This is a genomic window from Streptomyces sp. NPDC038280 (assembly GCF_055600045.1).
This window is the reverse complement of the sequence record NZ_JBVJYZ010000002.1, coordinates 244,433-271,053: the sequence shown is the minus strand read 5'-3', so window position 1 is coordinate 271,053 and position 26,621 is coordinate 244,433. Positions and strand designations below refer to the sequence as shown.

Genomic DNA, 26,621 nt, shown 5'->3' with positions numbered 1-26,621 from the left:
TCGTGTCGTTGCTGCTTTCAGACATCTGGAAAGTCACCCCGTAGCGATTGTGATGTTGGTGCGACCGGAGAGTCTAACGAGACGACTTACGGCCGGTCAGAGGCGCCTGCTGCAAGGGAACGGGCTTGGGCGCCGCCGGCGTTTCGACCACCACCGGCTTCTGCGGTTCCGGTTCCGGCAGGGGCATGTCCAGCCGGACCACTCCGCACGGCACGGCCCCGGTCGTACAAGGCAGGCGCAGCACCCCGTCCGGTGTCCACAGCCCCGCTCCCGCGATCCAGCCCTCCGGCGCGGCCAGGTGGTGCAGCCGTCGGGCCGAGGGTCGCCACATCCCCACCCAGGACCCCGAGACGCCGTCGATCCGCAGCGCCACCGCGCAGTTCTCCGGCATCAGTACCTGACCCGGCTGGACGGCGAACGGTGCCACCGCCGCGTCCGGCAGGCGCAGACAGTCGGGGAACCGCACCGGCCGCTGGCTGCCGAGCACACCCCAGCCCAGCCGCTCGTGCCCGGGTGACGGAGCGTCGGAACGGATCAGGAGCAGGCCGCTGTCCGGATCGGCCAGCAGCAGCCGGTCGTTGCTCTCGTCGGTGATCTGCAGCAGCGGTGTGACCTCGCCGGCCCGCTCCAGGTCGACCGCGACCGCCTTCACCGGCGCGTCGTCCAGCCGCCGGTCCAGCGCCAGCATCCGCCCCGTGCGGTCCAGCCACACACCGCCCGAGCAGTGACCCGTGACCTCGGCCACCCGTTCGGGGCCGAACGCGCCGCCCGCCACGAGCCAGATGGTGGTGGAGTGCTCGCCGGTGACGAGGGCGAACGCGCTCGTGCCGTCCGGGGACGGCGGAAGCAGCGTCAGGCCCGTCGCCTCGACCGCGCCGAGCGGCAGTTCGCCCGTACCGGGACCGGTCGGGTACAGCAGCGAGAAGGAGTACCGCTCCGCCACCCGCCGGCCGATCAGTACCCGTCCGTCGGCGAGCGGCAGCACCTGCGCGTCGGGCTCCTCCGGCTGCCCGAGCGGGAGGGGAACCGCGTACGGCTCGGGGCCGTCCAGCGTCCACCGCTCCGGAAACAGGGCGTCCCCGACCCCCGCGAGCCGCGCGGCGTACGCGCCGTCCGCGGTGATCGTGAACCCCGTGGGCCACATCGCGGCGTCGTCCTCCGCGGCGGCCTCGATGGCACAGGCTGTCATCGACTCGTCACCTCCGGCCACCGAAGCTAGTTTTCGCACTTCCAGCCGAACAACGCGAGACCTGCCACTTCACACATAAGGGTGGCCATGTCCCGGTTCGGCTGAGCCCGAGAGGGAGGTTGTGCTGGAGTGGCGCGAGGTGCGTAAGGTAAGGCAGTCCTAAGTCGCCCTCGTCAGGAGGACTCATGTCCCTGCGCCGCCGCGGTGCCACCACCGCCGTAGCCCTCGCCACCGCGCTCACCCTCGCGGCCTGCGGAGGACAGGACAGTGGTTCGTCGGGGACCGGCGGACGGGAGAAGGCCGACGGCGGCGGCAAGAAGTCCGTGGCCACCGGCGGCAAGGACTTCGGCGACGCGGCCAGGAAGACGGCGGCGATGGGGACGGACGCCAAGCCCGGACAGTTCCCGCGCACCCTCACCCACGCCCTCGGCACCACCGAGATCAAGAGCGCGCCCAAGCGCGTCGTCGTCCTCGACGTCGGTGAGCTCGACAACGTCGTCTCGCTCGGCGTCAAGCCCGTCGGCTACGCCCCCGCCGAAGGCGACGACGGCATCCCCGGATACCTGAAGAAGGACGCCGGCAGCCCCAAGAGCGTCGGCACCATCAACAACCTCAACCTCGAGGCGATCGCCAACCTGGAGCCCGACCTCATCCTCGGCAGCCGGCTGCGCGCGGCCGACCAGTACAAGGAACTCTCCACGATCGCGCCGACCGTCTTCTCCATCCGCCCCGGCTTCACCTGGAAGGAGAACTACCTCCTCAACGCCGCGGCCCTGGACAGGACCGCCGACGCCAGGGCGAAGCTCGCCGCGTACGAGAAGGAGGCCGAGCGGCTCGGCGCCGACATCGGCCCGAAGAAGCCGACCGTCTCCATGGTCCGCTACCTCCCGGACCGCATCCGCCTCTATGCCAGGGCCTCCTTCATCGGGACCATCCTGGAGGACGTCGGTCTGCCCCGGCCCAGGAACCAGCAGATCAACGACCTCGCCGTGGAGGTCGGCCCGGAGAAGATCGACCAGGCCGACGCCGACTGGATCTTCACCGGTGTCTACGGAGACCCCAAGGCGACCAAGCGCGACACCGCACGGGCGAACCCGCTCTGGAAGAACCTGAAGGCCGTCAAGGCCGGCCGGGCCAAGGACGTCCCCGACGAGACCTGGTACCTGGGCCTCGGCGTCACCGCCGCGGGCGAGGTACTCGACGACCTGCGGGCCGACCTCGTCAAGAAGTAGCCGGACGCCGGACGATCCGAGGTGCGGGCCCCGGCGCCGCCGTGAACGCGACGCCGGGGCTCCCACCTGCCGCTCCAGCGGCCGCCCGACCGCGCTCCGGTTCAGGCCCGCAGGCGCGCCAGGTAGCCTTTCCTCCGTGCCCCGTCTGTCTGAAGTCATCGCCGAGCTCGACGCCCTCTGGCCCCCCGAGCGGGCCGAGCAGTGGGACGCCGTCGGCACGGTCTGCGGCGACCCCGACGCCGAGGTCACCCGCGTCCTGTTCGCCGTCGACCCGGTCCAGGAGATCGCCGACGAGGCGATCCGCCTCGGTGCCCAGCTGATCGTCACCCACCACCCGCTCTATCTGCGCGGGACGACGACGGTCGCGGCCTCCCACTTCAAGGGCCGGGTCGTGCACACCCTGATCAAGCACGACATCGCGCTCCACGTCGCCCACACCAACGCGGACACCGCCGACCCCGGCGTCTCCGACGCGCTCGCCGGCGCCCTCGACCTGCGGGTCGTCGGCCCCCTCGTGCCCGAGAACGGCCTCGGCCGGATCTGCGAGCTCGATCCACCGGAGACCCTGCGGGAGTTCGCGGAACGCGCCGCGAAGCGACTGCCCGCCACCGCGCAGGGCGTCCGCCTCGCGGGCGACCCGGACGCGGTCGTGCGCCGCGTCGCCGTCAGCGGCGGCTCCGGCGACAGCCTCTTCGACGCCGTACGGGCAGCGGGCGTGGACGCGTTCCTGACCGCCGACCTGCGCCACCACCCGGTGTCCGAGGCCACCCAGCACGCCTCCCCCTCGGGCACGCTCGGCCTGGTCGACGCCGCGCACTGGGCCACCGAGTGGCCCTGGTGCGAGCAGGCCGCCGCCCAGCTCGACGAGATTTCCGACCGCCACGGCTGGGGCCTGCGGGTCCACGTCTCGAAGACGGTCACCGACCCCTGGTCCTCCCACCACACTTCCTCTGGAGCCCCCAACTGAACGCCGCGCCCGCCGACCAGATCCGACTTCTCGACGTCCAGGCCCTGGACGTACGACTGTCGCAGCTCGCCCACAAGCGCAAGTCGCTCCCCGAGCACGCCGAGATCGAGTCGCTGAACAAGGACCTCACCCAGCTGCGTGACCTGCTTGTCGCCGCGCAGACCGAGGAGAGCGACTGCGCCCGCGAGCAGATCAAGGCGGAGCAGGACGTCGACCAGGTGCGCCAGCGCGCCGTCCGCGACCAGCAGCGCCTCGACTCCGGCGCCGTCTCGTCCCCCAAGGACCTGGAGAGCCTCCAGCGCGAGATCGTCTCGCTGGCCAAGCGCCAGGGCGACCTGGAGGACGTGGTCCTGGAGGTCATGGAGCGCCGCGAGTCCGCGCAGGAGCGGGTCGCCGAACTGACCGGACGCGTCGAGTCCGTCCAGGCCAAGACCGACGACGCAGTGAACCGCCGGGACACCGCCGAGGCCGAGCTGGACCGCGAGGCCGAGACCGTCCGCAAGGAGCGCGAGATCGTCGCCGGATCCATCCCGGCCGACCTGCTGAAGCTGTACGAGAAGCTGCGCGAGCAGCAGGGCGGCGTCGGTGCGGCCCGGCTCTACCAGCGCCGCTGCGAGGGCTGCCAGCTGGAGCTCAACATCACCGAGGTCAACGAGGTCAAGGCCGCGTCCCCGGACACCGTCGTGCGCTGTGAGAACTGCCGTCGCATCCTGGTCCGTACGTCGGAGTCCGGCATCTGATGCGTGAGCTGATCGTGGAGGCCGACGGCGGCTCCCGGGGCAACCCGGGGCCCGCCGGCTACGGCGCGGTCGTGCTCGACCCGGTGACCGGCGAGCCCCTCGCCGAGGCCGCCGCGTACATCGGCGTCGCCACCAACAACGTCGCCGAGTACAAGGGCCTCATCGCGGGCCTGAAGGCGGCGAAGGAGCTGGCGGCCGACGCCAGCGTGCGGGTCAGGATGGACTCCAAGCTCGTCGTCGAGCAGATGTCGGGCCGCTGGAAGATCAAGCACCCGGACATGAAGCCGCTCGCGGCGGAGGCGGCGCGGATCCTGCCGCCGTCGCAGGTCACCTACGAGTGGATCCCGCGCGAGAAGAACAAGCACGCGGACCGGCTCGCCAACGAGGCGATGGACGCGGGCAAGCGCGGCAAGCAGTGGGAGCCGTCGGCGTCCATGGCCGCCCTCGACACGTCCGCGGCGCGCAACGCGGCGGCGCCCCCGCCGTCGGGACCTCCCGGCGACGCGGCGGCCGGCGCGGCGAGGGCCCGGGCGGCCCTGGCCGGGGTTCCGGCGGGCGCGAGCACGGCCACCGGCGCCTCGGTGTCCGGCGTGGCCGGTGCCACCGCTCCGGCCCCGAGCGCCGCACCCACCGGGATCGGCCAGCAGGCCACCCGCGCGACCACCCCCGCGCACGCCGCCGTTCCCGGGACGACCGGATGGGGGCCCGATCTCGGGACGCCCGCGACCTTCGTCCTGCTGCGGCACGGCGAGACCGCCCTCACGCCCGAGAAGCGGTTCTCCGGCAGTGGGGGCTCCGACCCCGAGCTCTCCGCCGCCGGGCAGCGCCAGGCGGACGCCGTCGCGGCCGCCCTCGCCGCGCGCGGCACCATCCAGGAGATCATCAGCTCGCCCCTGCGGCGCTGCCGGCAGACCGCCGAGACGGTCGCCGCCCGCCTCGGGCTCGACGTCCGCATCGAGGACGGCCTGCGCGAGACGGACTTCGGCGCGTGGGAGGGCCTGACCTTCGCCGAGGTGCGGGAGCGGTACGCGGACGACCTCAACGCCTGGCTCGCCTCCCCGAAGGCGGCTCCCACCGGCGGCGGCGAGAGCTTCGCGACGGTCGCCCGGCGGGTCGCGGCGACCCGGGACAAACTGACGGCGAGTCACGCGGGCCGTACCGTCCTGCTGGTCACCCATGTCACGCCGGTCAAGACCCTGATCCGGCTGGCGCTCGGCGCCCCGCCGGAGTCGCTGTTCCGGATGGAACTCTCGGCCGCCTCGCTCTCCGCGGTCGCGTACTACGCGGACGGCAACGCCTCCGTGCGGCTGCTCAACGACACCTCGCACCTGCGCTGAGCACCAGGCTGACAGACGCGCGCGGTCACCGGAAAACCCCGTGACCGCGCGCTGTTCCGCATAGCACCATCGCCTCCATGACCTGGCACCTCACCGAGGACGTCGAAGCCTTCAGAGTCGCCGCCGACCCCCATCTCACCGCCGAGGCCGCACGCAACACCGTGCTGCTCACCGTCAGCGAGTCCGCCCGCGAGTCCGTCCGCGAAACGCCCGCTTCCCGGGCCCGCTACGGCTGGTGGACAGAGCCGGACGGCCGGGTCACCGGTGCCTTCGTGGTCACCCCGCCCCATGCGCCGGCGCTGGGGACGATGACCCTCGTGGCCGCGCGCGCACTCGCCCGCGTGCTGCCGGACACCACCGGCGTACGGGGCGAGACGGAGACCGTCCGCGCCTTCGCCGGTGAGCTCCCGGGCCGCTGGGCCGCCACGCGTCACATGCGGCTGTTCGAGCTGGGGGAGCTCACGCCGCCCGCTCGCGCGCCCGAGGGCCGGGCGCGACTCGCCGGCGCCGAGGACGTGCCGCTGGCCGTCGCCTGGATGCGTTCCTTCGCCCTCGACATCGGCGAGACGGCCGACGTGGACTACCGGCCCACCATCGAGGCCCGGATCGCAGGCCGCCGGCTGCACCTCTGGGAGGCCCGCGCCGGCCGGCCCGTGTCGATGGCGAGCGTCTCGGCGCCGGTCGCGGGCCAGGCCCGGGTGTCGCCCGTGTACACGCCGTTCGAGCTGCGCGGCAGGGGATACGCCGGCGCGGTGACCGCCGCCGTGACCCGGGCGGCCCTCGACGCCGGAGCCGCGCGGGTGCTGCTCTTCACCGACCTCGCCAACCCGACGAGCAACGCCCTGTACCAGCGCCTCGGCTATCGCCCCGTCGTGGACCACCTGGCGCTCCAACTCACCTGAGGGCGGCCGCCTCGCGCGCCAGCGACTCGACGCGGTCCCAGTCGCGTGCCGCGAGCGCGTCGGCCGGAAGCATCCACGTACCGCCGACGCAGCCGACGTTCGGCAGGCCGAGGTACGACGGCGCCGACGCGAGCGAGATCCCGCCGGTCGGGCAGAAGCGGGCCTGGGGGAGCGGTCCCGCCAGGGACTTCAGAAAGGCCGGGCCGCCCGCGGCCTGCGCCGGGAAGAACTTCATCTCGCGCACCCCGCGTTCCAGCAGCGCCACGACCTCCGAGGTCGTCGACACCCCCGGCAGGAAGGACACGCCCGAGGCCCTCATCGCGTCCAGCAACGTGTCCGTCCAGCCGGGGCTCACCAGGAAGCGTGCCCCGGAGCCGACCGCGTCGGTGACGGCCCGGGGCGAGATGACCGTGCCCGCGCCGACCACGGCGTCCGGAACCCGGTCGGCGATGGCCCGGATGGCGTCGAGCGCGGCGGGGGTGCGCAGGGTCACCTCGATCGCGGGCAGACCCCCGGCGACCAGGGCGCGGGCGAGCGGCACGGCGTCGGAGGCGTCCTCGATCACGACGACGGGGACGACGGGGGCGAGGTCGAGGACGGACGGCGCGGAGGTCATGCGCCCATCCTGCCCGGGCGTAACACTCCTCGCAACGAGCGTTGCGCATGCTGCAACGCTCCCGAATGGGTCAGTGGATCTGGTCCACCAGTACGTCCAGCTGCCACGCCTTCCCGGCCTTCGCCGGAACCTCCGCCTCCACCGTGTACCCGAGCGCGCGCAGCACCTCCACCAGCTCCCCCGGGCCGGCCGGCGCCGCACCGGCCTCCAGCAGGCTCCGCACGATCCGCCCCTTGGTCGCCTTGTTGAAGTGGCTGACCACCTTCCGGGTCGGAGCGTGCAGCACCCGCACCGTCGCCGTGCGCTCCGCGACCTCCCCCTTCGGCTTCCACGCCGCCGCGTACGCCGACGACCGCAGGTCCAGTACGAGACCCTCCCCGGCCGCCTCGGGCAGCACCGAGGCCATCGCCGTCCGCCAGTGGGCCCCCAGCGCGCCGAGCCCGGGCAGCTTCACCCCCATCGAGCAGCGGTACGACGGAATCCGGTCGTCCACCCGCACCGCGCCCCACAGCCCGGAGAACACCAGCAGCGAGGCGTGCGCCCGCTCCCGTGCCGCCCCGTTCAGGGTCGCCAGGCTCAGCGCGTCGTACAGCACACCCGTGTAGATCTCCCCGGCGGGCCGCGCCCCCGCCGTGCGCAGCTCGGCGTTCTTCGCGACCTCGCCGCGCAGTCCCTCGCTCAGCCCGAGCACCTCACGCGCCTTCTCCTCGTCCGCGGCGCACAGCTCGACCAGCTCCTCCAGGACCGCGGCCCGCGCACCGGCGAGCCCCGGCAGCGACAGGGCCCCGGGCGTGAGCGGAGCACCGCGCCCCGAGGCGGCCTTTCCTTCGGAGGGCGGCAACAGCACCAGCACGGTGGTTCTCCTTCATCGGTACGAGAGGGGGTGCGGCCCCCGCGCCAGCCTACAAAGTGCCGAGGCCCTCCCCACCTTCTACGCTCGGTCCATGCCCCGCCGCCACATCCATGTGACCGGCGCAGCCGAGGCTCCGCTGCGGGCCGCCCTGCGCGCTCTGCGAACCGAGCTGGCCATCCCCGACGCCTTCCCCCCGGACGTGCTCGCCGAGGCGGAGGAGGCCGTCGGGTCCCCGAGACTGCCGGGGCACGACGCCACCGACCTCCCCTTCTTCACCATCGACCCGCCGGGCTCCGTCGACCTCGACCAGGCCATGTTCCTGGCGCGCCGAGCCGAGGGCGGCTACCGCGTCCACTACGCCATCGCCGATGTCGCCGCCTTCGTCACCCCCGGCGGCGCCGTGGACACCGAAGCCCACCGCCGCGCCCTGACCCTGTACCTCCCCGACGCGAAGGTCCCGCTCCACCCCACCCAGCTGTCCGAGGGCGCCGCCAGCCTGCTGCCCGACCAGATCGTGCCCGCCCTGCTGTGGCGCATCGACCTCGACGCCGAGGGCCGCCGCGTCGCCACCGACGTGCACCGGGCCCTCGTCCGCAGTCGCGCCCGGCTCGACTACGCCGGCGCCCAGGCACAGATCGACGCCGGCACCGCCGAGGAACCCCTCGCCCTGCTGAAGACCATCGGGCAGCTCAGGGAGGCGCTCGAGGTGGAGCGCGGCGGGATCTCCCTCAACGTCCCCGAACAGGAGATCGTCGAGCACGACCACACGTACACCCTCGAATACCGGGCCCCGCGCCCCGCCGACGGCTGGAACGCCCAGATCTCCCTGCTCACCGGCATGGCCGCCGCCGACCTGATGACCGCCGCGGGCACCGGCATCCTGCGCACCCTGCCCACCGCCCCCGACGGCGCGGTGGCCCGGCTGCGCCGCTCGGCGAAGGCCCTCGACATCGACTGGCCGCACCACGTCTCGTACGCCGACGTGGTGCGCTCGCTCGACCCGGCCAACACCCGTCACGCCGCGTTCCTCCAGGAGTGCACCACCCTGCTGCGCGGCGCCGGCTACACCGTCTTCACCGACGGGCAGGTCCCCTCGCCCGCGATCCACGCCGCCGTCGCCGACGAGTACGCCCACTGCACCGCGCCGCTGCGCCGCCTCGTCGACCGGTACGCGGGAGAACTGTGCGTCGCGGCCGTCGCCGGCGAGGAGCCGCCCGAATGGGTCCGCTCGTCGCTCGACGCGTTGCCCCGCGAGATGGCCGAGGGCTCCCGCCGCGCCAACACCGTCGAACGCGAATGCGTCGACATCGTCGAGGCGGCCCTGCTCAAGGACCGGATCGGCGAGGTCTTCGACGCCTACGTCATCGATGTGAAGGAGCGCGACCGGGCCGTCGGGACCGTGCACCTCGAGGACCCCGCGGTCGTCGCCCGGATCGAGGGTGGCGCGGCGCCGCTGCCGCTGGGCGAGCGGCTGCGCGTACGGCTCACGCAGGCGGAGCCGGGCTCGGCGAAGGCGCTGTTCGCGCCTGCCTGAGGGCCTCGGCCAGAGCCCGGACGAGGGCGCGCGCGTCGTCGGCGTGGCAGCGGACCGTGTGGACCTCGTGGCGGCGCCCGAGCAGGCCGACAGCGGTGACGGGACCGGACAGCTCCAGGGTGAGCGAGGTCTGCGCGGCGACCTTCAGATCGAGCACGCCCTCCCGCTTCTCGTGCGAGAACAGCAGCTCGTGCCGTACGGAGGCGATCCGGTGCAGCGGTATGCGCAGATCGACATGGGCGGCCTGCCGCAGCCGCAGCGCGTCCGCCGTCAGCACATGGGGGCGGGTCACCGAGGCGGCGTGCAGCCCGACGACGAAGAGGACGGTGTAGACGTCGAGCACGAGCACGATCGCGTGCACCACGGGCCAGTCGCCGAGAAGGTACGACATGCCCACCGTCTCGACGACACAGACGAACGCGAAGCCGAGGAGCAGCGCGGCCTGGTCGCGGGCGTGCCCGAAGGCGCGGTCGTCCGGGCCGACCCCGCTGCGCCGCCGCCCCGCCCACAGGACGACGCTGTACATCAGCCGCAGCTCATGCCCGACGAGCCTCAGCACCGGCTCGGGAACCAGTTCCGCGACCGCCTCCCGGGTGCCCGTCCGCCTGCGCAGCCGGACGAAGGCGAGCGCCTCGACGGCGAACAGCAGGGCCAAGACCGCCTCGGCCCCCGCCCACACCGCCCACGGCAGCCGCACGCCTGCCACCAGGCAGACCGCGAGGACCCCTTCGGCCGGGAGTACGGCGTAGGCGACGGCCCGCAGGACCCGTATCACCCGGGTCACCGGGCACGCTCCACGACCAGGCGCAGCGCCTCGCGTACGGCCCGGGCCTGGGCCGGGGCGAAGTCCGCGAAGAACGCGTCGGCGAACGGCCCCTCGTGCGGCGCCGGATCGCCGTCGCCGAGCTCCGCGACCAGCTCGTCGGGCAGACAGGCCGCCAGCGCCTCGGCGGCCTCGGCCACCCGCGGATCGTCGACGGCCGCGTCCGGCGTCGAGCCGCGCGTACACGTCATGCGCCCGCTCCACGGCCACCGGGTCCTCGGTCATCCGCCGCATCGCACCCATCAGCCGCTCCCGCTCCCCGGCCGGGGCCGCCGTGTCCAGCAGGGACAGCAGCTCGCGGTCCTTGGCGGCCATCGGCGACGCCGGAAGCGGGGGCAGGTCCGCGAACACCGCCGCGAGCTGGGGCGACACGGGCCCCTCGGCGGGCAGCCGGCCCTCGCGGGCCTGGCCGAGCAGGACGGCGAGCCGCTCCCGCCGCTCCCTGATCAGGGCCTCCTGCTCCCCGAGGTCGGCGTCCAGCTCCTCCAGTACGTCGACGAGTTCGCGCCCGGCGTCGTCGGCGAGGACGTCCCGCACCTCGTCCAGCCCCAGCCCCAGCTCGGTCAACCGTCGGATCCGGGCCAGCAGCACGGCGTCGCGGACCGTGTAGTCGCGGTAGCCGTTGGCCCTGCGGACGGGCTCCGGCAGCAGCCCGAGGTGGTGGTAGTGCCGGACGGCCCGGGTGGTCACCCCGACCAGGGCGGCGATCTCTCCGATACGCATGAGCCCAGTACAAACCCTGACGTCGCGACAAGGTCAAGCGGGCCGGTCCACGGTCCTGGGGCGGGTACCATGGTCGACACGGCAGACGAGCCGGGCGGGCGGCCGCGTGGGGATCCCCGGATCTCCCCGAGGAACGTCCGGGCTCCACAGGGCAGGGTGGTGGGTAACGCCCACCCGGGGTGACCCGCGGGACAGTGCCACAGAAAACAGACCGCCGGGGACCGTATCCGTACGGACCTCGGTAAGGGTGAAACGGTGGTGTAAGAGACCACCAGCGCCTGAGGTGACTCAGGCGGCTAGGTAAACCCCACCTGGAGCAAGGTCAAGAGGGGCCGCCGCGAGGCGGCCCTGCGCGGACGTTCGAGGGCTGCCCGCCCGAGTCCGCGGGTAGACCGCACGAGGCCGGCGGCAACGCCGGTCCTAGATGGATGGCCGTCGCCCCGACGACCGCGAGGTCCCGGGGGACAGAACCCGGCGTACAGCCCGACTCGTCTGCCGCTCCTGCCGTACGCCAGCGGCACGCTCAGGACGCGATCAAGTCCTGCGCCGGGTCCGGAGCGCGGAGCCCGGCCTTCCGGGGGCGGCTGCCGCGGCACCGAGCCATTTCGCCGCACGTCACACCCGCCGTCACCCTTCCGCAGGCGGAACGCCAACCAGTTTCACCAGGAACCGGTCCACCTGTTCCTCCAGCGGTGGCCAGGTCAGTTCGGGCTGGTTGACGCGCAGCGAGACCGCGCCGTGGACGGCCGTGCGCAGGTCCAGGGAGACGGTCTCCGCGTCGTCGCGCGTCGCCAGCCCGGCGTCCATGCAGCGGCGGATCGCCGCGGTCGTGCGCTTGGCCATCTCCTCCTTGAAGGACATGTCCGTGCGCCGGTTGAGCGTGCTCTCGTGCAGCACCTTGTACAGCCCCGGGTGCTCGCGGGACCACGCTCCGAGCAGCGCCGTTCGGGCGCGCAGTGCGGCCACCGGGTCGGCGGCGCCCGACTCCGCGTTGTCCACCGCGCGCAACAGGTCCGCATGGCAGTGCTCCAGCGCGGCCAGCACCAGCGCGTCGCGGTCGGCGAAGTGGATGTAGACGGAGGTCGCGGCGATGCCCACCTCGCGGGCGACCGCCCGCAGCGACAGCGCCTGGTCGTCGGCGAGTTCGTCCAGCAGCCGCAGCGCCGCGTCGACGATCTCGGCGCGCAGCCGCTCGCCCTGGCCGCGAGGGTTTCGGCCGCGCGGCGCAGTGCGGGCGGTCTTTGGGGCCGGAGTGGTCGCATCCATGATCAGCCATTGTAATGGACTGCCTGTAGGGCTACAGTCGTAGCCCTACAGGCGCTCACTCAAGGAGAGTCACCATGACGCTGCCGACCCAGATCACGGTCAAGGATCTCGACCCGGTGTTCGCGGAAATGGCCGCCGCAAGTTTCCAACTTGCCGAGCCAGGAGGGCAGCTGACGCCGCGTGAGCTCACTCTGCTCAGCCTCGTTGCCGACGTCTGCGAACAGGTCCTTGGGATGCCGTTCGAACTGCACGTGCGGGCCGCCCTGGACAGCGGCCTCGACGCCGATGACCTGCGCGAGCTGCTCCGTTTCATCTCCTATGACAGCGGCTACCCGGCGGCGCTGGCCGCCTTGGAGCGGCTGGCCGAGGTCGAGCGCAAGTACGGCCTGCCCGGGCCGACAGGCCAGGGCCATCAGGTGAACGCGGACGGCACGGGCAGCCCCATCCCCACGGCGATGCGCGCCGAGGTGCGTGCCCTCGACCCGGGCTTCGCGGACTACATGGACCTGCAGTCGCGGATGCGCGCCAGCATGTCCCGGATCAGCGTCCGCGAGCGGGCGTTCGCCACAATGACGGTGGACGTCCTCTACCAGACCCTCCAGGAGAGCTTCCGTGCCCACGTCGGCCGCGCGCTGGGCTCAGGGGCGACGCCCGACGAGGTCCGCGCCGCCGTCCGCGCCACCGCAACGTTCGGGATGACCCGGACCTGGCGCGCCCTGCACGTCCTCGACGCGCTGCTGGCCGACCGGGAGGAACTGCAGGGAAAGTAGACGGCCGAGGACGCCTGACCGCCCGTCGCCTGCATCGCGCACGCGACGCGGACCACAGGGCCGGTCCGTCATGGTGCAGGCCGCGGACGCAATCCAGGGCATCGTTGGGCGAGCCGGCGACGCCACCGCGGCGCGGCAGGCCGCGAGCGTTCTATTGCGCTTTCACGCCGCCATAGCGATGAGGTAACTCTCCCCGGCGTACAGCCCGACTCGTCTGCCCCCAAGTCTCCGACCTGGGGGCACAGTCATGATCCGGAAACCTCAGCTCCCGGTCCCGCGCTCCGTCGGCGCCGAGCGCTCGGCGATCCGGGCCAGGTGGCCCTCGAAGACCCGTGCCGCGTCCGGCGTCAGATGGCGGAGCGCCACCATCGCCGTGATGATCACGTCGCAGAGCTCCGACTCCACGTCCTGCCAGGTGTGGCTGGTGCCCTTGCGCGGGTTCTGGCCCGTCGCGCCGATGATCGCCTCCGCGACCTCGCCCACCTCCTCCGACAGTTTCAGGACCCTCAGCAGCGTCGTCTGCCCGGGGGAGGACGGGTTGTTCGCCTCGAGCCAGGTGTGGAGCCGGGTGACGGTCTCCCAGGTGGTGTCCATGGCCGGGAGCCTGCCACCGGCCGGTGGCCGACGCGCCACGGACGGCTCAGGTTCCCGGCCGGGCGTCACGCCGGGATGCGGGCCCCCGTCCCCCCGACCCTGACCCGCCGGTCCCCGGCGCGCAGCTCCACCGTCAGGACGCCGGGGCGGCCCATGTCCTCGCCCTGGTGGAGGGTGAGGACGGACGTCTCGGGCACGAGACCGAGTTCACGCAGGTACGCGCCGAACGCGGCCGCCGCCGCGCCGGTCGCCGGGTCCTCCACGACGCCGCCCACCGGGAAGGGGTCTCGGACGTGGAAGACGTCCTCCGACGCGCGCCAGGCCAGCTGAACCGTCGTCAGGTCCAGGCGGTGCATGAGGGCTTCGAGGCGGGCGAAGTCGTAGTCGAGGTCCGCCAGCCGCTCGCGGGTCGACGCGGCGAGCACCAGATGGCGTGCCCCGCCGAAGGCGATCCGGGGCGGCAGTTCCGGATCGAGGTCGCCGGCCGGCCAGTCGAGCGCGGCGAGGGCCTCGGTGAGGTCGTCGGCCAGGACGTCCTCGACGTGCGGCTCCACGCTGGTCAGCGTCGCCCGCAGCGACCCGCCCTCCTCGGTCACGGCCACCGGCACGGTCCCGACCGGCGTCGCGAAGACCAGCCCGCCCGGACCGACGCGTTCGCCGAGGGCGACGGCGGTGGCGACGGTGGCGTGTCCGCAGAAGGGGACCTCGGCCTTGGGGCTGAAGTAGCGGACGGTGAACGCCCGCCCCTCCGTGGCGTCCTCGGCGAGCCCCTCCGGAGGGGCGGTCAGGAACGCCGTCTCGCTGTAGCCGACCTCGGCCGCGATCGCGAGCATCTCGTCCTCGCCGAGCCCGGCGGCGTCGAGCACGATGCCCGCGGGATTGCCGCCGCCCGGATCGGAGGAGAAGGCGGTGTAGCGCAGGACTTCGGGAGCGGGGGAGGGCGTCGTCATGCTGCGTGAACGGCGCGGGGGGCGTGCTTGTTCCCGTACGGCGGGGCGGGCCGCTCCGCCGTACGGGCCACGCCGTACCCACGCCCGGAGTATCGCCGGGCGCGTCCGGGTCAGCCGCGGCCGATGTACGGCATGTTCGTCGCCATGACCGTCGCGAACTGGACGTTCGCCTCCAGAGGCAGGGCCGCCATGTGGACGACCGTCCGGGCGACGTCCGCCGCGTCCATCACCGGCTCCACGGCCAGCTCACCGTTCGCCTGCGGGACGCCGCGCTGCATGGCCTGCGTCATCTGCGTCGCCGCGTTGCCGATGTCGATCTGGCCGCAGGCGATCCGGTACGGACGCCCGTCCAGCGACAGCGACTTGGTCAGGCCCGTCAGCGCGTGCTTCGTCGAGGTGTACGGAGCCGAGTGCGGGCGCGGGACATGCGCCGAGATGGAGCCGTTGTTGATGATCCGGCCGCCCTGCGGGGACTGCGCCTTCATCGCGCGGAACGCCGCCTGCGCGCACAGGAACGATCCCGTCAGATTGACGTCCACCACCGCGCGCCAGGCCTCGTACGTGAGGTCCTCGAACGGCACACCGCCCGGCCCGAAGGTTCCGGCGTTGTTGAAGAGCAGGTCCACGCGGCCCCACCGCTCCACGGTCGTGGCGAAGAGCCCGGCCACCTGGTCGGGGGACGTGACGTCCGTCGGTACGCACACGGCCTCCCCGGCCGCCGCGTCCGCGGTCTCCTCGAGCGCCTCGGCACGGCGGCCCGCCAGCGCCAGTGACCAGCCCGCCTCGGAGAGGGCCAGCGCCACGCTGCGGCCGATACCCGAGCCCGCTCCCGTCACCACCGCGATCTTCTGCTCAGCGTCCATGGCATTCATGGGGCCGCAGCGTACGTGAGACGCGTGCACAGGGAACTCATCCGTCCGACACGCGGATGTTCTGTACGCGACAACGAACCGTCGTCCCCCACCACTCCAATGCCAGGGGACAACCACCGTCCGGGGAGGGCCATATGGCATCCGCAGATCAGCACGCCCGAACGTTCCGTGCCGCAGCACGGCAGGTGGACCGCCGCAGGTTCCTCAGCCTCGGCGGCGCCGCGGCGGCACTCGCCTTCGCGGTCGAGCTGCCGGCCACGGGCGCCGCGAGCGCCGCCGAACTCAACGCGCGGAAGATCACCGAGAACCCGTTCACCCTGGGCGTGGCGTCCGGCGACCCGCTGCCCGACGCGATCCTGCTGTGGACCCGGCTCGCCCCGCGTCCGTACGAGCCCGCCAGTGGCCTGCCCGCGCAGCGCGTCACCGTCGACTGGGAGGTCGCCCTCGACGAGGGCTTCACCAGCCTCGTGAAGAGCGGCGCCACCACCGCGCACCCCGAGTTCCACCACAGCGTCCATGTCGACGTTCCCGGGCTGGCCGCGGATCGCGTCCACTACTACCGGTTCCGCGTCGGCGACTGGATCAGCCCGGTCGGCCGCACCCGCACGGCCCCGGCCGCCGACGCCCAGAACGCGCAGCTGCGCTTTGCCGCCGTCTCCTGCCAGGCCTATCACGACGGGTACTTCACGCCGTACCGCCACCTCGCCGGCGAGGACATCGACGCCGTCTTCCATCTCGGCGACTACCTCTACGAGTACGCGGTCGACGGCGTCGGCGGCGCCCGCGCCTACACCGACCGGACCCTGCCGGCCGTCTTCAACCGCGAGACGATGACCCTGGCTGACTACCGGCTGCGCTACTCCCTCTACAAGTCCGACCCCGACCTCCAGGCCGCGCACGCCGCCCACGCCTTCGTCGTCACCTGGGACGACCACGAGACCGAGAACAACTACGCGGGCGGGATCCCCGAGAACGGCGTACCGACGGAGCAGTTCCTGCTGCGCCGGGCCGCCGCCTACCGCGCCTACTGGGAGAACCAGCCGCTGCGGCTGCCCCAGCAGCCCGTCGGGCCCGACATGCGGCTCTACCGGCGGCTCCACTTCGGGCAGCTCGCACAGTTCGACATCCTGGACACCCGCCAGTACCGCTCCAACCAGGCGTACGGGGACGGCTGGCAGACCCCCGGCCCCGCGTCCGAGGACCCGGCGCGCACCATGACAGGAGCGGCGCAGGAGCGGTGGCTGCTGGACGGGTGGAAGACCTCCGCCGCGCTGTGGAACGTCGTACCGCAGCAGGTCACCTTCTCCCAGCGGCGCAATGTCCCGACCGCCGACTTCAAGTACTCCATGGACGCCTGGGACGGCTACCCCGCCTCCCGCGCCCGGGTCCTCGCGGGTGCGGAGGCCGCCGGTGTCGACAACCTCGTCGTCCTCACCGGGGACGTGCACGTCGGATACGCCTTCGACGTGAAGAAGGACTTCAACGACCCGGCGTCCCGCACGGTCGGCACCGAGCTGGTCGCGACCTCCGTCAGCAGCGGCAGGGACGGCGCCGAACGCCCCTCGAACTGGACCAACCTCACCCGGGCCAACCCGCATCTGAAGTTCTACGACGGGCGGCGCGGCTATCTGAAGGTCACGCTCTCCCAGTCGCAGGCGCGGGCCGACTTCCGGACGGTGTCCGCGGTGACCACGCCGGGAGCACCGGTCACCACGGCCGCGTCGTTCGTGACGGAGGCGGGCAACCCCGGCCTCACCCCCGCCTAGTGGCCCGGTCGAGCCGCGCGGACGCCGCCCGAGAAGGGTCTCGACCACGCGGCGCGAGCTGAGAACATGGGAAGGAATTCAACGAAACGGAGCAGTCGATGCCGGAGAGCGGCCAGGGCACTCAAGGACACATATCCGACGCCGACCCGGCATCCGTACCCCCTCCCGGGGCCGTACCGAATCCTCGGTCCGCGCCCGCTCCCGGGTTGGCACCGGCGCCCGCTCCCGGGCCGGCACCCGCCTCGGCACCGGAGGCCGCCCGGCGCGCCGGCCTCGTCGTCACCCTCGTCCTCGGCGGGCTCACCGCGCTGCCGCCCCTCTCCATGGACATGTACCTGCCGGCTCTGCCGGAGGTCACCCAGGTGCTGGGCGCTCCCGCCGCGACCGTCCAGCTCACCCTCACCGCCTGCCTGATGGGCATGGCCCTCGGCCAACTCGTCGTCGGTCCCATGAGCGACAAATGGGGCCGGCGCCGGCCGCTGCTCATCGGGATGATCGTGTACGTCGCGGCGACCGCCGTCTGCGCGCTGGCGCCCAGCGCGGAACTGCTCATCGCCTTCCGGCTCCTGCAGGGCCTGGCAGGCGCCGCCGGCATCGTGATCGCCCGCGCGATGGTCCGCGATCTGTACGACGGCGTCGAGATGGCCCGCTTCTTCTCCACGCTCATGCTGATCTCGGGCGTCGCACCGGTCGTCGCGCCGCTCATCGGCGGCCAGATCCTGCGGCTCACCGACTGGCGCGGCGTCTTCTACGTCCTGACCGTGATCGGGGTCCTGCTCACCGCCGTCGTGGCCAGGTGGCTGGGGGAGACGCTTCCGCCGGAAAGAAGGCACAGCGGCGGTGTGGGCGAGGCGCTGCGCACCATGCGCGGACTGCTCGCCGACCGGGTCTTCGCCGGCTACACGCTGGCGGGCGGACTGTCCTTCGCCGTGCTCTTCGCGTACATCTCGGCCTCGCCGTTCGTCGTGCAGGAGATCTACGGAGCGTCGCCGCAGACCTTCAGCCTGCTCTTCGGCCTCAACTCGATCGGCCTGGTGGTGGCCGGACAGATCAACGGCAAGCTGCTGGTGGGCCGGGTCAGCCTCGACAAGACCCTCGGCCTCGGCCTCGGCCTGATCACCCTGGCGGCCGTGGCGCTCCTGCTGATGACCACCGGTGTCTTCGGCGAGCCCGGCCTGGTGGGGGTCTCCGCCGGGCTGTTCGTGCTGATGTCCGCGATGGGCCTGACCCTGCCGAACACCAACGCCCAGGCGCTGATGCGCACCCCGCACGCGGCGGGCTCGGCGTCCGCGCTGCTCGGCACGTCCTCGTTCCTGATCGGCGCGGTGGCCTCGCCGCTCGTGGGGATCGCGGGTGAGGCGACGGCGGTGCCGATGGCCGTGGTCCAGCTGGTCTGTGCGGCGGGCGCGGTGGCGTGCTTCCTCGGGCTCTGCCGGCCGTGGCAGCGCCCGGCGGCCGACTGAGCCCGTACCGGGGCCCATGTCGCCCCGGGTGCCCAGGCCCGGCCCCTCACTCCTCGCGGACGTAGCCGATCAGATGCGTCCGGTCCTTCGAGTCGGTCCAGCGGAAGATCCCGACGCCCGCGATGTCCGCGCTCGGCAGCCGGACGTTCGGGTCGAGCGGCTCCAGGTCGCCCGTGGACAGGTCCACCTCGACGGGCGAACCGTTGCCCGCGAGCGCGTCCGAGGCGCCGCGGGCACCCGCGGCCCCGTACACCACGCCGTCCTCGGTGACCGTCGCGAGGCTGGGCCGGTGGGTTCCGTCGGCCTCCTCGAAGCAGTGGCCCTTCTTGCTCTCCAGGTCGAAGGCGAGGTTACCGGCGATCAGATAGCGGTCGTCGGGGGAGACCACGGCCTGGGGGTAGTCGCCGGGCTCTATCGCCGGCTTGTGGCACTCGACCTGAACGATCGGGGCACCGGTCGCCGTGTCGTGCACCGCCCAGATGTCGTGCGTCGCCGCCTGCTTGGCGCCCTTCTTCTCCTGCCAGCGGGCGAGGACCCGGCCCGGCGTCACCGACGTCGGCACCCCCGACGCGGCGTCCGCGCCGCCGGGCGGCCGCGTGCGGCTGAACCAGCCGCCGCGCACCCAGAACTCCCTGTAGCCGCCGACCAGCAGGCCCTTCGCCGTCAGCCCGTGCACCTCGGTGAGGCGGCGGCAGTTGGGGCAGTTGGCCGGGTAGCCCAGGCCGGCCGGCTGGACGCCGGTCACCTCGCCCGTCTCCGGGTCGATGACCGCGCTCCTGGCCCGGCCGTCGGTGATCAGCACGGCGGGGCCGGTGCCGGTCACGGTGGGCGCGTCGGTCCAGGGCACCTCGACCCGCTGCCGGGCGCCGTCCTCCGCCGCGTACAGGTCGAGCGAGATGAACGTGCTGGAGGGCGTGTCCGAGTGGGCCTTCCCGTACGACCAGGTCACGAAGTACTCGCGGTCCCCCTTGGTGACCGAGAGCAGCCGGGGAAAGGCACCCGGGTCGGACAGCGGCCGCCACGGCTTGCCCGACCAGCCGGGCTTGCCGGTCGCGGCGTCGATGGTGCGCAGCCGGTACTGGGTGCTGTCGACGCGCTCCAGATAGCCGAGGAGCTCACCGGCGGGGGCCAGGGCGTACTCGGGGGAGGCGTTCGGGATCTCCCAGCCCCGGCCGGTGTCGTACGCGTCCGGGACGGCGAGCTGGGTGGCGGGTCCGGTCTTCTTCACCGGCTTCTTGGCCTTGGCGTCCTTGCCGTCGGCCCCGCCCCCGCACATGGCGAGAAGGAAGATCATCACGAGGACGCCCACCCCGGCGACCAGGGACATGCGTACGACGCGCTCTCTCCGGGTGGTTCCCAGCGCGCCCCCGAAGACCAGGCCCCAGAAGCCGCTCCATGCGAAGCCGGTCCGCTTGATGCGCAACTCTGGTCCCCCCGATGAGCACTGCCTCCCCGACAACGGCCGTCAGCGTAGCAACTGCCCGCCCCGCCTAGGATGGGCCGGTGAACGCCTCCCTTTCCGCCGCCGACGCCCTGCGTGCCGCTCTGGCCGGACTGCTCGACGGGCTGCCGCCGAAGCAGGCCGCGCAGGCCGTCGAGCGACTGATCGCCAACTACCGGGGGACCACCCCGACCGACGCCCCGGTACTGCGTGACCGCTCCGATGTCGCCGCGTACGCCGCGTACCGGATGCCGGCGACCTTCGAGGCGGTTCGGGCGGCCCTCGGCGCGCTGCGGGACGCGGCCCCGGACTGGGTCCCGGCGACGCACACGGACATCGGCGGCGGCACGGGCGCGGCGAGCTGGGCGGTCGCCGAGGCGTGGCCCGGTGAGCCCGGTGGCGGTGACGGTGACGCCGGTGAGGAGGGCGGCTGTCCGCGGACGACCGTCCTCGACTGGGCGGAGCCGGCGCTGGCGCTCGGACAGGAGCTGGCCCGCGCGTCCGGGATTCCCGGCCTCGCGGACGTCGTCTGGCAGCGCTCTCGTATCAGTGCGTCGCTCCGGATGGAGAGCACCGATCTCGTGACGGTGTCGTACGTCCTCAAGGAGCTCACCGAGGAGGACCGGGCCGCCGTCGTCGTGGAGGCGGCCCGCGCCGCGCGGGCCGTGGTGATCGTCGAGCCCGGAACCCCCGACGGCTACCAGCGGATCATCGACGCCCGCGACCGCCTGATCGCGGCCGGAATGACCGTCGCCGCCCCCTGCCCGCACGACGCCGCCTGCCCGATCGAACCGGGCACCGACTGGTGCCACTTCGCCGCGCGCGTCAGCCGCTCCTCGCTGCACCGCCAGGTCAAGGGCGGCTCCCTGCCGTACGAGGACGAGAAGTTCAGCTACGTCGCGGCCACCCGCTTCCCCGTCGCCCCCACCCTCGCCCGCATCACCCGCAAGCCTCAGATCCGCAAGGGCCAGGTGCTGATCGAGCTGTGCACCCGGGACGAGGGGCTGCGCCGCGACACGGTCACCAAGCGGCACGGCCCGATGTACAAGGAGGCTCGTGACGCGGACTGGGGAGACCCCTGGCCTCCCCAGCCCTGACGCTCAGGAGATCAGTCGCGCAGCTCCTGCGTACAGCACTTCACACTGCCGCCGCCCTTGAGCAGCTCGCCGAGGTCCATGCCCATCGGCTCGAACCCCCGCTCGCGCAGCGGATCGAACAGCCCCAGCGCCGCCTGCGGCAGCAGTACATGGCGGCCGTCGCTCACCGCGTTGAGTCCCAGAGCGGCCGCGTCGTCCTCGCCGGCCAGGAGCGCGTCGGGGAAGAGCCGGGCGAGAACCGCCCGGCTGCCGGGGGAGAAGGCGCCTGGGTAGTACATGATCTCGTCGGTCGCCACGTCCAGGACGCTGAGCGCGGTGTCCAGGTGGTAGTAGCGGGGGTCGACCAGTTCGAGCCCGATCACCGGGCGGCCGAAGAACTCCTGCGCCTCGTCGTGCGAGAGCGGACTGGAGCGGAAGCCCCGGCCGGCCAGGACGTACGAGGCGGTGACCGCGAAGTCGCCCTCTCCCTCGTTGACGTGGAGGGGTACGTGGATGTCGCTCTCCGCATAGCCGTGGGCCCTGAACCAGTCCAGATGGACGGCGGCCTCGGCCGTGCGCTCCGGGTGCGCGAACCGGGCCCCCAGGACCCGGCCGTCGATGACGGTGGCGCCGTTGGCCGCGAAGACCATGTCGGGGAGTTCCGGGTGCGGGTCGAGCAGGTCGACGGTGTGGCCGAGTGAGCGGTAGCGGTCCCGCAGGTCCTCCCACTGGGTGAGGGCGAGCGGCAGGTCCACCGGCTTGGTGGGGTCCATCCATGGGTTGATGGAGTACGTCACCCTGAAGTGCGCGGGTGGGCACATCAGGTAGTGGCGGGGCGATGCCTCGCGTGGCGATGAGCGCAATGAGGGCTCCTCACGGACGGGCCGATTGGCGCGGCGCACGGTGTGTGCGTGCAGCCCATGGTCCGCCGTGGGGGGCTCGCGCGCACTGAACCGAACGAGTGGTTCACCCACCGTATCGAGACGATACGTCTCGCCTCGTACGCTGGTAGATTGACCTCATGGCTGAGACCAAGGCACCCGACTCCACCCGTCGCAGCGACCGCTCCCGCCGCGCCATCTACGACGCCGCGCTCTCCCTGGTCAGTGAGGCCGGCTACGCCAGGACCACCATCGAGGGCATCGCCGCCCGCGCCGGCGTCGGCAAGCAGACGATCTACCGCTGGTGGCCGTCGAAGGCCGCCGTCCTGCTGGAGGCCTTCCTCGACCTCGGCCGGCAGGCCAACGAAGCCCTGGGCGGCGACGCCGACAGCGAGATCCCCGACACCGGCGACCTCGCCGCCGACCTCAAGTACGTGCTGCGCGCCACCGTCGACGAGATGAACGACCCCAAGTTCGACGCCCCGTCCCGGGCGCTCGCCGCCGAGGGCATCATCAACCCGGAGCTCGGCGCCCAGTTCGTGGAGCAGCTCCTGGAGCCGCAGCTCCAGCTCTACGTCCGGCGGCTGCGCGCCGCCCAGGAAGCCGGTGACGTCCGCCCGGAGATCGATCCGCGGATCGCCCTGGAGCTCTTCACCGGCCCGATCGCCCACCGTTGGATGATGCGCACTCTTCCGCTCACCCACGCGTACGCGGACGCGCTGGTCGACTACGCCCTGAACGGCCTGGCTCCCCGCACCTGAGGCCCGCGCGCCCGGCCGCAGCGCGTCCGACGCGCGCCCCTGAGCCGCGTCGGTCAGTCGGCGCGCCCGGCGCCGTCGGTGCCGGGGTCGGTGGCGATGTCGGGGCCGGGGTCGACGCCGGTGTCCGGGTCGGTCAGCAGGAGGCCCGGCGCGTCCGTGATGATCCCGTCGCAGCCGAGGCGCAGGGCCCGCTTCCGGTCCGCGTCCGTGTTCACCGTGTGCGCCCACACTCGGGCGATCCCGGACCGCACCGCCCGCCGCAGATCCCTGTCGCGCGCCCGGTGGTCCACGTCCAGCACGTCCACGTACCCCCGCCACCGGCGCGGCTCGTCCGTCCTCATCTGCCGCGCCGAGCGCCACAACTGGGCGCGCAGCCCGAGCCGGTGGGCCTTGCGGGCCACCCCGGGGTGGTTGGAGTTCACCAGGACCGAGGCGGTCAGCTTCCGCGCGCGCAGCACCCGCGCCAGCCGCTCCAGGCTCTCGGGGTCCTTGGCCTCCAGCATCAGCACGGACCGTCCGCCGAACCGGTCCAGCACCTCCGCCAGTGTCGGCGGGCGCTCCGCGGGCCGGGTGCCCCGCAGTCGGACCGACCGCCACTCCCGGGCGTCCAGCGCCCGCACCGGCCCCGACGACAGGGTCGTGCGGTCGAGCGTCGCGTCGTGCATCGCGACGAGCGTCCCGTCCCGGAGCATCCGTACGTCCACGTCCAGCACCTGCGTCCTGCGGCTCCGGTAGGACGCCGTCAGTGCGGACATGCTGTTCTCCGCGGACTCCAGGGCGCCGCCCCGGTGCGCGGTGTAGACGATGCGGGGCAGTGTGTCGATCGTCACCCTGCCCGCTCCCTGCCCCCACTCCAGCGGGGGCAGAGTGACGGCCTGACCGGCCAGGGCAAGGGCGATCAAGGAAGCCAGCGACGTCAGCGGAGTCGACGGAGTCGGGTAGGCCATGGGCGTCACGCTAGATCGGCATATCGGGACAAAGAGGTCAATGACACCCGGCGGGTACGCATCCGGCCCTCAGCCGCCGTACCCCGGTTGGGGACTCCGGTCACCCGGAGCGCAGGATGGTGGGACCATGGCAGAGTCCGCTGGGGCGAGCGTGAGGTGTGAGGGGATAGATGGGCGACGGTATGGGCCGCAACCGCGGCACGGGGAGCAAACTTGCGCAGTGGCTGCGTCGCAGCCCCAAGCCGACCGTCGACGCCGACGGCACACACCGCGAGAGCCTGCTCCTGGCAGTCGCGGCCGCGGGACTCCCGCTGGCCCCCGCCGCCTACCCCCTCGGCTACCGCTGCTCCTGCGAACGCATCGGTTGTCCCACCCCGGCACGACACCCCGTCTCCTTCGCCTGGCAGACCCAGTCCACCACCGATCGTGCCCAGTTGGAGCGGTGGGTACGCAATGAGCCGCAGGCCAACTTCATCACCGCCACCGGCATGGTCCACGACGTCCTCGACGTCCCCCTGGAGGCCGGTCGCGCGGCCCTGGAGCGGCTGCTCGCCGAGGGCATCGAGGTCGGCCCGGTCGCCAGTTCGGCGGGTGAGGCCGACGGCACCGCGCGGATGCTCTTCTTCACCGCCACCCGGGGCACCCCCGAGGACGAGGACGAGTGGTGGCCCTGCGAGCTGGACTGCCACCCCGAAACCATGGACGAGCACCCGGGCATGCGCTGGCACTGCCGCGGCAGCTATGTGCTCGTCCCCCCGGCGCGGCTGCCCGGTGACCTGACGGTCGACTGGGTGCGCGGCCCCGAGCACCCGCTGCCCGACCCGCTGACACTCCTCGAAACCCTCACGGACGCCTGCGCGCGTTACGCGGACGGGCGGGACGAGCCGGCCGACCACGCGGTCGCCTGGCCGTTGAGCCGTTGAGCCGTTGAGCCGTTGAGCCGTTGAGCCGTTGAGCCGTTGAGGCACGCCCTGTTGGGCGCCTGAGACATGAGCCGTTGAGGCGCTGAGCGCCTCAACGGCCTTTTCACGACCAGAAAACGGGGTTACGAACCCGTCGCCGCCGTCACGCCCTGCAGCCGTCCCAGGATCGTCACACCGTCCTGCCCCGCGCCCGCCGGCTTCACCCGCGCCGACTGGCTGGACACCCACTCCTTGGTGACCGTGCTCTTCACCTCGCCGGTCAGCAGCGGCTTCACGTCCGGGTCGATCTTCGGCCGGTAGCCCTGCGCCGCCGTCTGCCGCTCGAAGAAACGGATCGCGAAGAAGACCATCGCCCCGCCGTCCTCGGTCATCAGCCCGAGAGGCGCGAAGTCGCCGGTGTCCATGGCCTGGTCGACGTACTGCGTGGCAAGTCCCGCGCGGCGCGCGGTCTTCTCGCGCTCCATCCGCCACAGCGAGGTGTGCGGCCCGGCTGTGAAGTGTTCGGGCCGTCCGCTCCCCAGATACGAGGCGTACTCCTCGCTCAGGTTCCTCGGCGCCACCGCGAGCTTCGCCGAGTCCGGGTCCGCCGGCTCCGCGAAGCCGTCGGAGCCGGTCTTGAACGCGGGGATCTCGGCGGGGGTGAGGATCGACAGATAGGCGACCTCCCACAGCTGGTCGGCGCCGTTCTTCACGAAGACCAGCAGCCAGCGGTTGTCGCCGGGGCCGCTGTCGGTGTCGCGGTTGGAGTCGGTGTTCGCCAGGAACCAGCGCGGCCACCCGGCCTTCTTCGGGACGACGAACGCCGCCTCCGTCAGTTCCAGCGGCCGGTGCGCCGCGTTGCCCTGCGGACTCGTGACCGAACGCGACTTCAGACCTGCCTGGTTGACGGCCCCGAGCGGGCCGGTGACCCGGCCCGCGTCCAGGGCCGGGTCATAGGCCTTGTCGGCCTTGTTGTACGCCTCGGTGAAATCCTTGACGGCCTGCGCGGCCTCAGTCTTCGTCGCCGCCGGTACGACTTCCAGCTCGCCGTGCACCGTCACGCACCCGCTCGTCGTCAGCGCCAGCAGCGTCAGCGCCGTCGTCGTCGCGAGCCCCGCCGTCGGCCTTCTCGCCGACCGACCCAGCCTTCTCATCGGTTGCCTTCTGCTTCTCGACCCCCACGGACCGTCCGAACCCTACCGGGGCGAGGAACAGGGCGAGCGTCGGGATCAGATACAGCGCCCACACCGTGACCTGGAGGACCGTCGGGTCGGGCTGGAAGTTGAAGACACCCTTCAGCAGCGTGCCGTACCAGCTGTCCGGCGGAACCGTCGCGCTGACGTCGAACGCCTTGTCCGCCAGACCGCCCAGGAAGCGGGCCTCCTGGAGGTCGTGGACGCCGTAGGCGAGCACACCGGCCGCCACGACGACCAGCATCCCGCCGGTCCAGGTGAAGAACTTGGCCAGGTTGATCTTCAGCGCGCCCCGGTAGAACAGCCAGCCCAGCGCCACCGCGGTGGCGATGCCCAGCAGCACGCCGACCAGCGGCCCGGACGTGCCGTCCTGCGAGGCACGCACCGACGCCCAGACGAACAGCGCCGTCTCCAGGCCTTCACGGCCCACGGCCAGGAAGGCCGTGGCGACCAGCGCGCCCGTCCCCATCCGCAGGGCGGCGTCCAGCTTCCCGTGCAGCTCGGCCCTCAGGTGCCGCGCGGTGCGCCGCATCCAGAAGACCATCCAGGTCACCAGACAGACCGCGATGATCGAAAGCGATCCGCCGAGCGCCTCCTGCGCCTCGAACGTCAGCTCCTGCGAGCCGAATTCGAGCGCGAAACCGAAGCCGAGGGCCAGCGCGACCGCGACCCCGATGCCGGTCCAGATCGGGCCGATCGCGTCGCGGCGGTCCGTCTTCACCAGATAGGCGATCAGGATGCAGACGACCAGGCTGGCCTCGAGGCCCTCGCGCAGGCCGATCAGATAGTTGCCGAACACGTCGGTCCTCTCCTGTTGCGAGCT

25 protein-coding genes, 1 other RNA gene and 1 pseudogene are annotated in these 26,621 nt (G+C 72.6%); 13 read left to right on the top strand and 14 right to left on the bottom strand.

Annotation, left to right across the window (positions count from 1 at the left end):
- Window positions 1-73: 73 nt before the first annotated feature.
- Complete coding sequence (locus ACZ7J0_RS06325) at window positions 74-1,189, bottom strand: hypothetical protein (RefSeq protein ID WP_470884553.1); 1,116 nt, start codon at window positions 1,187-1,189, stop codon at window positions 74-76.
- A 185-nt stretch (window positions 1,190-1,374) separates the two neighbouring features.
- Here ACZ7J0_RS06325 and ACZ7J0_RS06320 point away from each other — a divergent pair, with 185 nt between their 5' ends.
- The 5 genes from ACZ7J0_RS06320 (at window position 1,375) to ACZ7J0_RS06300 (ending at window position 6,367) form a co-directional block, all read left to right on the top strand.
- Window positions 1,375-2,421 (top strand): ABC transporter substrate-binding protein, encoded by a 1,047-nt coding sequence (locus tag ACZ7J0_RS06320; protein WP_470884551.1) that lies wholly within the window; start codon window positions 1,375-1,377, stop codon window positions 2,419-2,421.
- A 136-nt stretch (window positions 2,422-2,557) separates the two neighbouring features.
- Window positions 2,558-3,388, top strand: a complete 831-nt coding sequence (locus ACZ7J0_RS06315; RefSeq protein WP_470884549.1) for a Nif3-like dinuclear metal center hexameric protein — start codon at window positions 2,558-2,560, stop codon at window positions 3,386-3,388.
- On the top strand, window positions 3,385-4,128 hold the full coding sequence (locus tag ACZ7J0_RS06310) for a zinc ribbon domain-containing protein (protein WP_470885156.1): 744 nt from the start codon (window positions 3,385-3,387) through the stop codon (window positions 4,126-4,128). The genes ACZ7J0_RS06315 and ACZ7J0_RS06310 overlap by 4 nt, the downstream gene beginning before the upstream one ends.
- Entirely contained in the window at window positions 4,128-5,465 is a 1,338-nt protein-coding gene (locus ACZ7J0_RS06305; RefSeq protein WP_470884547.1) for a bifunctional RNase H/acid phosphatase, read from the top strand. Before ACZ7J0_RS06310 ends, ACZ7J0_RS06305 begins: the two co-directional genes overlap by 1 nt.
- 77 nt (window positions 5,466-5,542) lie before the next feature.
- A complete protein-coding gene (locus ACZ7J0_RS06300) occupies window positions 5,543-6,367 on the top strand; it encodes a GNAT family N-acetyltransferase (RefSeq protein ID WP_470884545.1) in 825 nt (274 codons plus the stop codon).
- On the opposite strand, the gene ACZ7J0_RS06295 is transcribed toward ACZ7J0_RS06300, so the two are convergent.
- Both ACZ7J0_RS06295 and yaaA read right to left on the bottom strand, forming a co-directional pair.
- Window positions 6,360-6,983, bottom strand: a complete 624-nt coding sequence (locus ACZ7J0_RS06295; protein ID WP_470884543.1) for a bifunctional 4-hydroxy-2-oxoglutarate aldolase/2-dehydro-3-deoxy-phosphogluconate aldolase — start codon at window positions 6,981-6,983, stop codon at window positions 6,360-6,362. The two genes, ACZ7J0_RS06300 and ACZ7J0_RS06295, sit on opposite strands and share 8 nt — an antisense overlap.
- Before the next feature lie 70 nt (window positions 6,984-7,053).
- Window positions 7,054-7,836, bottom strand: coding sequence for a peroxide stress protein YaaA (gene yaaA / locus ACZ7J0_RS06290; RefSeq protein WP_470884541.1), 783 nt, complete (start codon window positions 7,834-7,836; stop codon window positions 7,054-7,056).
- Between the two features lie 91 nt (window positions 7,837-7,927).
- Here yaaA and ACZ7J0_RS06285 point away from each other — a divergent pair, with 91 nt between their 5' ends.
- A complete protein-coding gene (locus ACZ7J0_RS06285) occupies window positions 7,928-9,370 on the top strand; it encodes an RNB domain-containing ribonuclease (protein WP_470884539.1) in 1,443 nt (480 codons plus the stop codon).
- Here the strand turns inward: ACZ7J0_RS06285 and ACZ7J0_RS06280 are convergent.
- Together ACZ7J0_RS06280 and ACZ7J0_RS06275 are read right to left on the bottom strand one after the other, a co-directional pair.
- Window positions 9,321-10,154 carry a hypothetical protein gene (locus ACZ7J0_RS06280; protein WP_470884537.1) on the bottom strand — a complete coding sequence of 278 codons (834 nt, stop codon included), beginning with the start codon at window positions 10,152-10,154 and terminating at the stop codon, window positions 9,321-9,323. The two genes, ACZ7J0_RS06285 and ACZ7J0_RS06280, sit on opposite strands and share 50 nt — an antisense overlap.
- A pseudogene (locus ACZ7J0_RS06275) lies at window positions 10,151-10,916 on the bottom strand (MerR family transcriptional regulator). The gene ACZ7J0_RS06280 and the pseudogene ACZ7J0_RS06275 overlap by 4 nt, the downstream one beginning before the upstream one ends.
- Window positions 10,917-11,002: 86 nt before the next feature.
- Between ACZ7J0_RS06275 and rnpB the strand changes: the two are divergent.
- An RNA gene (gene rnpB / locus ACZ7J0_RS06270) (RNase P RNA component class A) lies at window positions 11,003-11,411 on the top strand.
- Window positions 11,412-11,543: 132 nt separating this feature from the next.
- Here rnpB and ACZ7J0_RS06265 read toward each other — a convergent pair.
- On the bottom strand, window positions 11,544-12,182 hold the full coding sequence (locus ACZ7J0_RS06265; RefSeq protein WP_470884535.1) for a TetR/AcrR family transcriptional regulator: 639 nt from the start codon (window positions 12,180-12,182) through the stop codon (window positions 11,544-11,546).
- A 74-nt stretch (window positions 12,183-12,256) separates the two neighbouring features.
- Here ACZ7J0_RS06265 and ACZ7J0_RS06260 point away from each other — a divergent pair, with 74 nt between their 5' ends.
- Window positions 12,257-12,952, top strand: a complete 696-nt coding sequence (locus ACZ7J0_RS06260) for a carboxymuconolactone decarboxylase family protein (RefSeq protein ID WP_470884533.1) — start codon at window positions 12,257-12,259, stop codon at window positions 12,950-12,952.
- Window positions 12,953-13,213: 261 nt separating this feature from the next.
- Here the strand turns inward: ACZ7J0_RS06260 and ACZ7J0_RS06255 are convergent, their stop codons facing one another.
- The 3 genes from ACZ7J0_RS06255 to ACZ7J0_RS06245 form a co-directional block, all read right to left on the bottom strand.
- The gene (locus ACZ7J0_RS06255; protein WP_470884532.1) at window positions 13,214-13,546 is read right to left on the bottom strand and encodes a MazG-like family protein; all 333 of its coding nucleotides are present in this window, start codon (window positions 13,544-13,546) and stop codon (window positions 13,214-13,216) included.
- Between the two features lie 65 nt (window positions 13,547-13,611).
- Entirely contained in the window at window positions 13,612-14,496 is an 885-nt protein-coding gene (locus tag ACZ7J0_RS06250; RefSeq protein ID WP_470884530.1) for a PhzF family phenazine biosynthesis protein, read from the bottom strand.
- Window positions 14,497-14,606: 110 nt separating this feature from the next.
- Window positions 14,607-15,359, bottom strand: coding sequence for an SDR family oxidoreductase (locus tag ACZ7J0_RS06245; protein ID WP_470885154.1), 753 nt, complete (start codon window positions 15,357-15,359; stop codon window positions 14,607-14,609).
- Between the two features lie 143 nt (window positions 15,360-15,502).
- On the opposite strand from ACZ7J0_RS06245, the gene ACZ7J0_RS06240 reads away from it, so the two are divergent.
- Window positions 15,503-17,134 carry an alkaline phosphatase D family protein gene (locus tag ACZ7J0_RS06240; protein WP_470884528.1) on the top strand — a complete coding sequence of 544 codons (1,632 nt, stop codon included), beginning with the start codon at window positions 15,503-15,505 and terminating at the stop codon, window positions 17,132-17,134.
- 98 nt (window positions 17,135-17,232) lie between these two features.
- Entirely contained in the window at window positions 17,233-18,597 is a 1,365-nt protein-coding gene (locus ACZ7J0_RS06235) for a Bcr/CflA family multidrug efflux MFS transporter (protein ID WP_470884526.1), read from the top strand.
- A gap of 46 nt (window positions 18,598-18,643) precedes the next feature.
- On the opposite strand, the gene ACZ7J0_RS06230 is transcribed toward ACZ7J0_RS06235, so the two are convergent.
- The gene (locus ACZ7J0_RS06230) at window positions 18,644-19,924 is read right to left on the bottom strand and encodes a hypothetical protein (protein ID WP_470885152.1); all 1,281 of its coding nucleotides are present in this window, start codon (window positions 19,922-19,924) and stop codon (window positions 18,644-18,646) included.
- A 176-nt stretch (window positions 19,925-20,100) separates the two neighbouring features.
- On the opposite strand from ACZ7J0_RS06230, the gene ACZ7J0_RS06225 reads away from it, so the two are divergent.
- Entirely contained in the window at window positions 20,101-21,135 is a 1,035-nt protein-coding gene (locus ACZ7J0_RS06225) for a small ribosomal subunit Rsm22 family protein (RefSeq protein ID WP_470884524.1), read from the top strand.
- An 11-nt stretch (window positions 21,136-21,146) separates the two neighbouring features.
- On the opposite strand, the gene ddaH is transcribed toward ACZ7J0_RS06225, so the two are convergent.
- Window positions 21,147-21,977: a dimethylargininase gene (ddaH, locus tag ACZ7J0_RS06220; protein WP_470884522.1), complete on the bottom strand. Its 831-nt coding sequence runs from the start codon at window positions 21,975-21,977 to the stop codon at window positions 21,147-21,149.
- Window positions 21,978-22,135: 158 nt separating this feature from the next.
- Here ddaH and ACZ7J0_RS06215 point away from each other — a divergent pair, with 158 nt between their 5' ends.
- A complete protein-coding gene (locus tag ACZ7J0_RS06215) occupies window positions 22,136-22,756 on the top strand; it encodes a TetR/AcrR family transcriptional regulator (protein ID WP_470884521.1) in 621 nt (206 codons plus the stop codon).
- Between the two features lie 53 nt (window positions 22,757-22,809).
- Here the strand turns inward: ACZ7J0_RS06215 and ACZ7J0_RS06210 are convergent, their stop codons facing one another.
- On the bottom strand, window positions 22,810-23,703 hold the full coding sequence (locus ACZ7J0_RS06210) for a glycerophosphodiester phosphodiesterase (protein ID WP_470884519.1): 894 nt from the start codon (window positions 23,701-23,703) through the stop codon (window positions 22,810-22,812).
- Window positions 23,704-23,873: 170 nt separating this feature from the next.
- Between ACZ7J0_RS06210 and ACZ7J0_RS06205 the strand changes: the two genes are divergently transcribed.
- Window positions 23,874-24,626 (top strand): bifunctional DNA primase/polymerase, encoded by a 753-nt coding sequence (locus tag ACZ7J0_RS06205; RefSeq protein WP_470884517.1) that lies wholly within the window; start codon window positions 23,874-23,876, stop codon window positions 24,624-24,626.
- A gap of 122 nt (window positions 24,627-24,748) precedes the next feature.
- On the opposite strand, the gene ACZ7J0_RS06200 is transcribed toward ACZ7J0_RS06205, so the two are convergent.
- A complete protein-coding gene (locus tag ACZ7J0_RS06200; protein ID WP_470885150.1) occupies window positions 24,749-25,684 on the bottom strand; it encodes an SCO2278 family lipoprotein in 936 nt (311 codons plus the stop codon).
- Entirely contained in the window at window positions 25,617-26,597 is a 981-nt protein-coding gene (gene efeU / locus ACZ7J0_RS06195; protein WP_470884515.1) for an iron uptake transporter permease EfeU, read from the bottom strand. Before efeU ends, ACZ7J0_RS06200 begins: the two co-directional genes overlap by 68 nt.
- Window positions 26,598-26,621: the final 24 nt, after the last annotated feature.

Coding starts and splice junctions, on each gene's coding strand:
- ACZ7J0_RS06205 (WP_470884517.1), top strand. CDS start 23,874: ATGGGCGACGGTATGGGCCGCAACCGCGGCACGGGGAGCAAACTTGCG.
- ACZ7J0_RS06285 (WP_470884539.1), top strand. CDS start 7,928: ATGCCCCGCCGCCACATCCATGTGACCGGCGCAGCCGAGGCTCCGCTG.
- ACZ7J0_RS06325 (WP_470884553.1), bottom strand. CDS start 1,189: ATGACAGCCTGTGCCATCGAGGCCGCCGCGGAGGACGACGCCGCGATG.
- ACZ7J0_RS06265 (WP_470884535.1), bottom strand. CDS start 12,182: ATGGATGCGACCACTCCGGCCCCAAAGACCGCCCGCACTGCGCCGCGC.
- ACZ7J0_RS06295 (WP_470884543.1), bottom strand. CDS start 6,983: ATGACCTCCGCGCCGTCCGTCCTCGACCTCGCCCCCGTCGTCCCCGTC.
- ACZ7J0_RS06230 (WP_470885152.1), bottom strand. CDS start 19,924: ATGTCCCTGGTCGCCGGGGTGGGCGTCCTCGTGATGATCTTCCTTCTC.
- ACZ7J0_RS06235 (WP_470884526.1), top strand. CDS start 17,233: ATGCCGGAGAGCGGCCAGGGCACTCAAGGACACATATCCGACGCCGAC.
- ACZ7J0_RS06245 (WP_470885154.1), bottom strand. CDS start 15,359: ATGGACGCTGAGCAGAAGATCGCGGTGGTGACGGGAGCGGGCTCGGGT.
- ACZ7J0_RS06210 (WP_470884519.1), bottom strand. CDS start 23,703: ATGGCCTACCCGACTCCGTCGACTCCGCTGACGTCGCTGGCTTCCTTG.
- ACZ7J0_RS06215 (WP_470884521.1), top strand. CDS start 22,136: ATGGCTGAGACCAAGGCACCCGACTCCACCCGTCGCAGCGACCGCTCC.
- ACZ7J0_RS06255 (WP_470884532.1), bottom strand. CDS start 13,546: ATGGACACCACCTGGGAGACCGTCACCCGGCTCCACACCTGGCTCGAG.
- ACZ7J0_RS06305 (WP_470884547.1), top strand. CDS start 4,128: ATGCGTGAGCTGATCGTGGAGGCCGACGGCGGCTCCCGGGGCAACCCG.
- ACZ7J0_RS06240 (WP_470884528.1), top strand. CDS start 15,503: ATGGCATCCGCAGATCAGCACGCCCGAACGTTCCGTGCCGCAGCACGG.
- ACZ7J0_RS06260 (WP_470884533.1), top strand. CDS start 12,257: ATGACGCTGCCGACCCAGATCACGGTCAAGGATCTCGACCCGGTGTTC.
- ACZ7J0_RS06320 (WP_470884551.1), top strand. CDS start 1,375: ATGTCCCTGCGCCGCCGCGGTGCCACCACCGCCGTAGCCCTCGCCACC.
- ACZ7J0_RS06250 (WP_470884530.1), bottom strand. CDS start 14,496: ATGACGACGCCCTCCCCCGCTCCCGAAGTCCTGCGCTACACCGCCTTC.
- ACZ7J0_RS06300 (WP_470884545.1), top strand. CDS start 5,543: ATGACCTGGCACCTCACCGAGGACGTCGAAGCCTTCAGAGTCGCCGCC.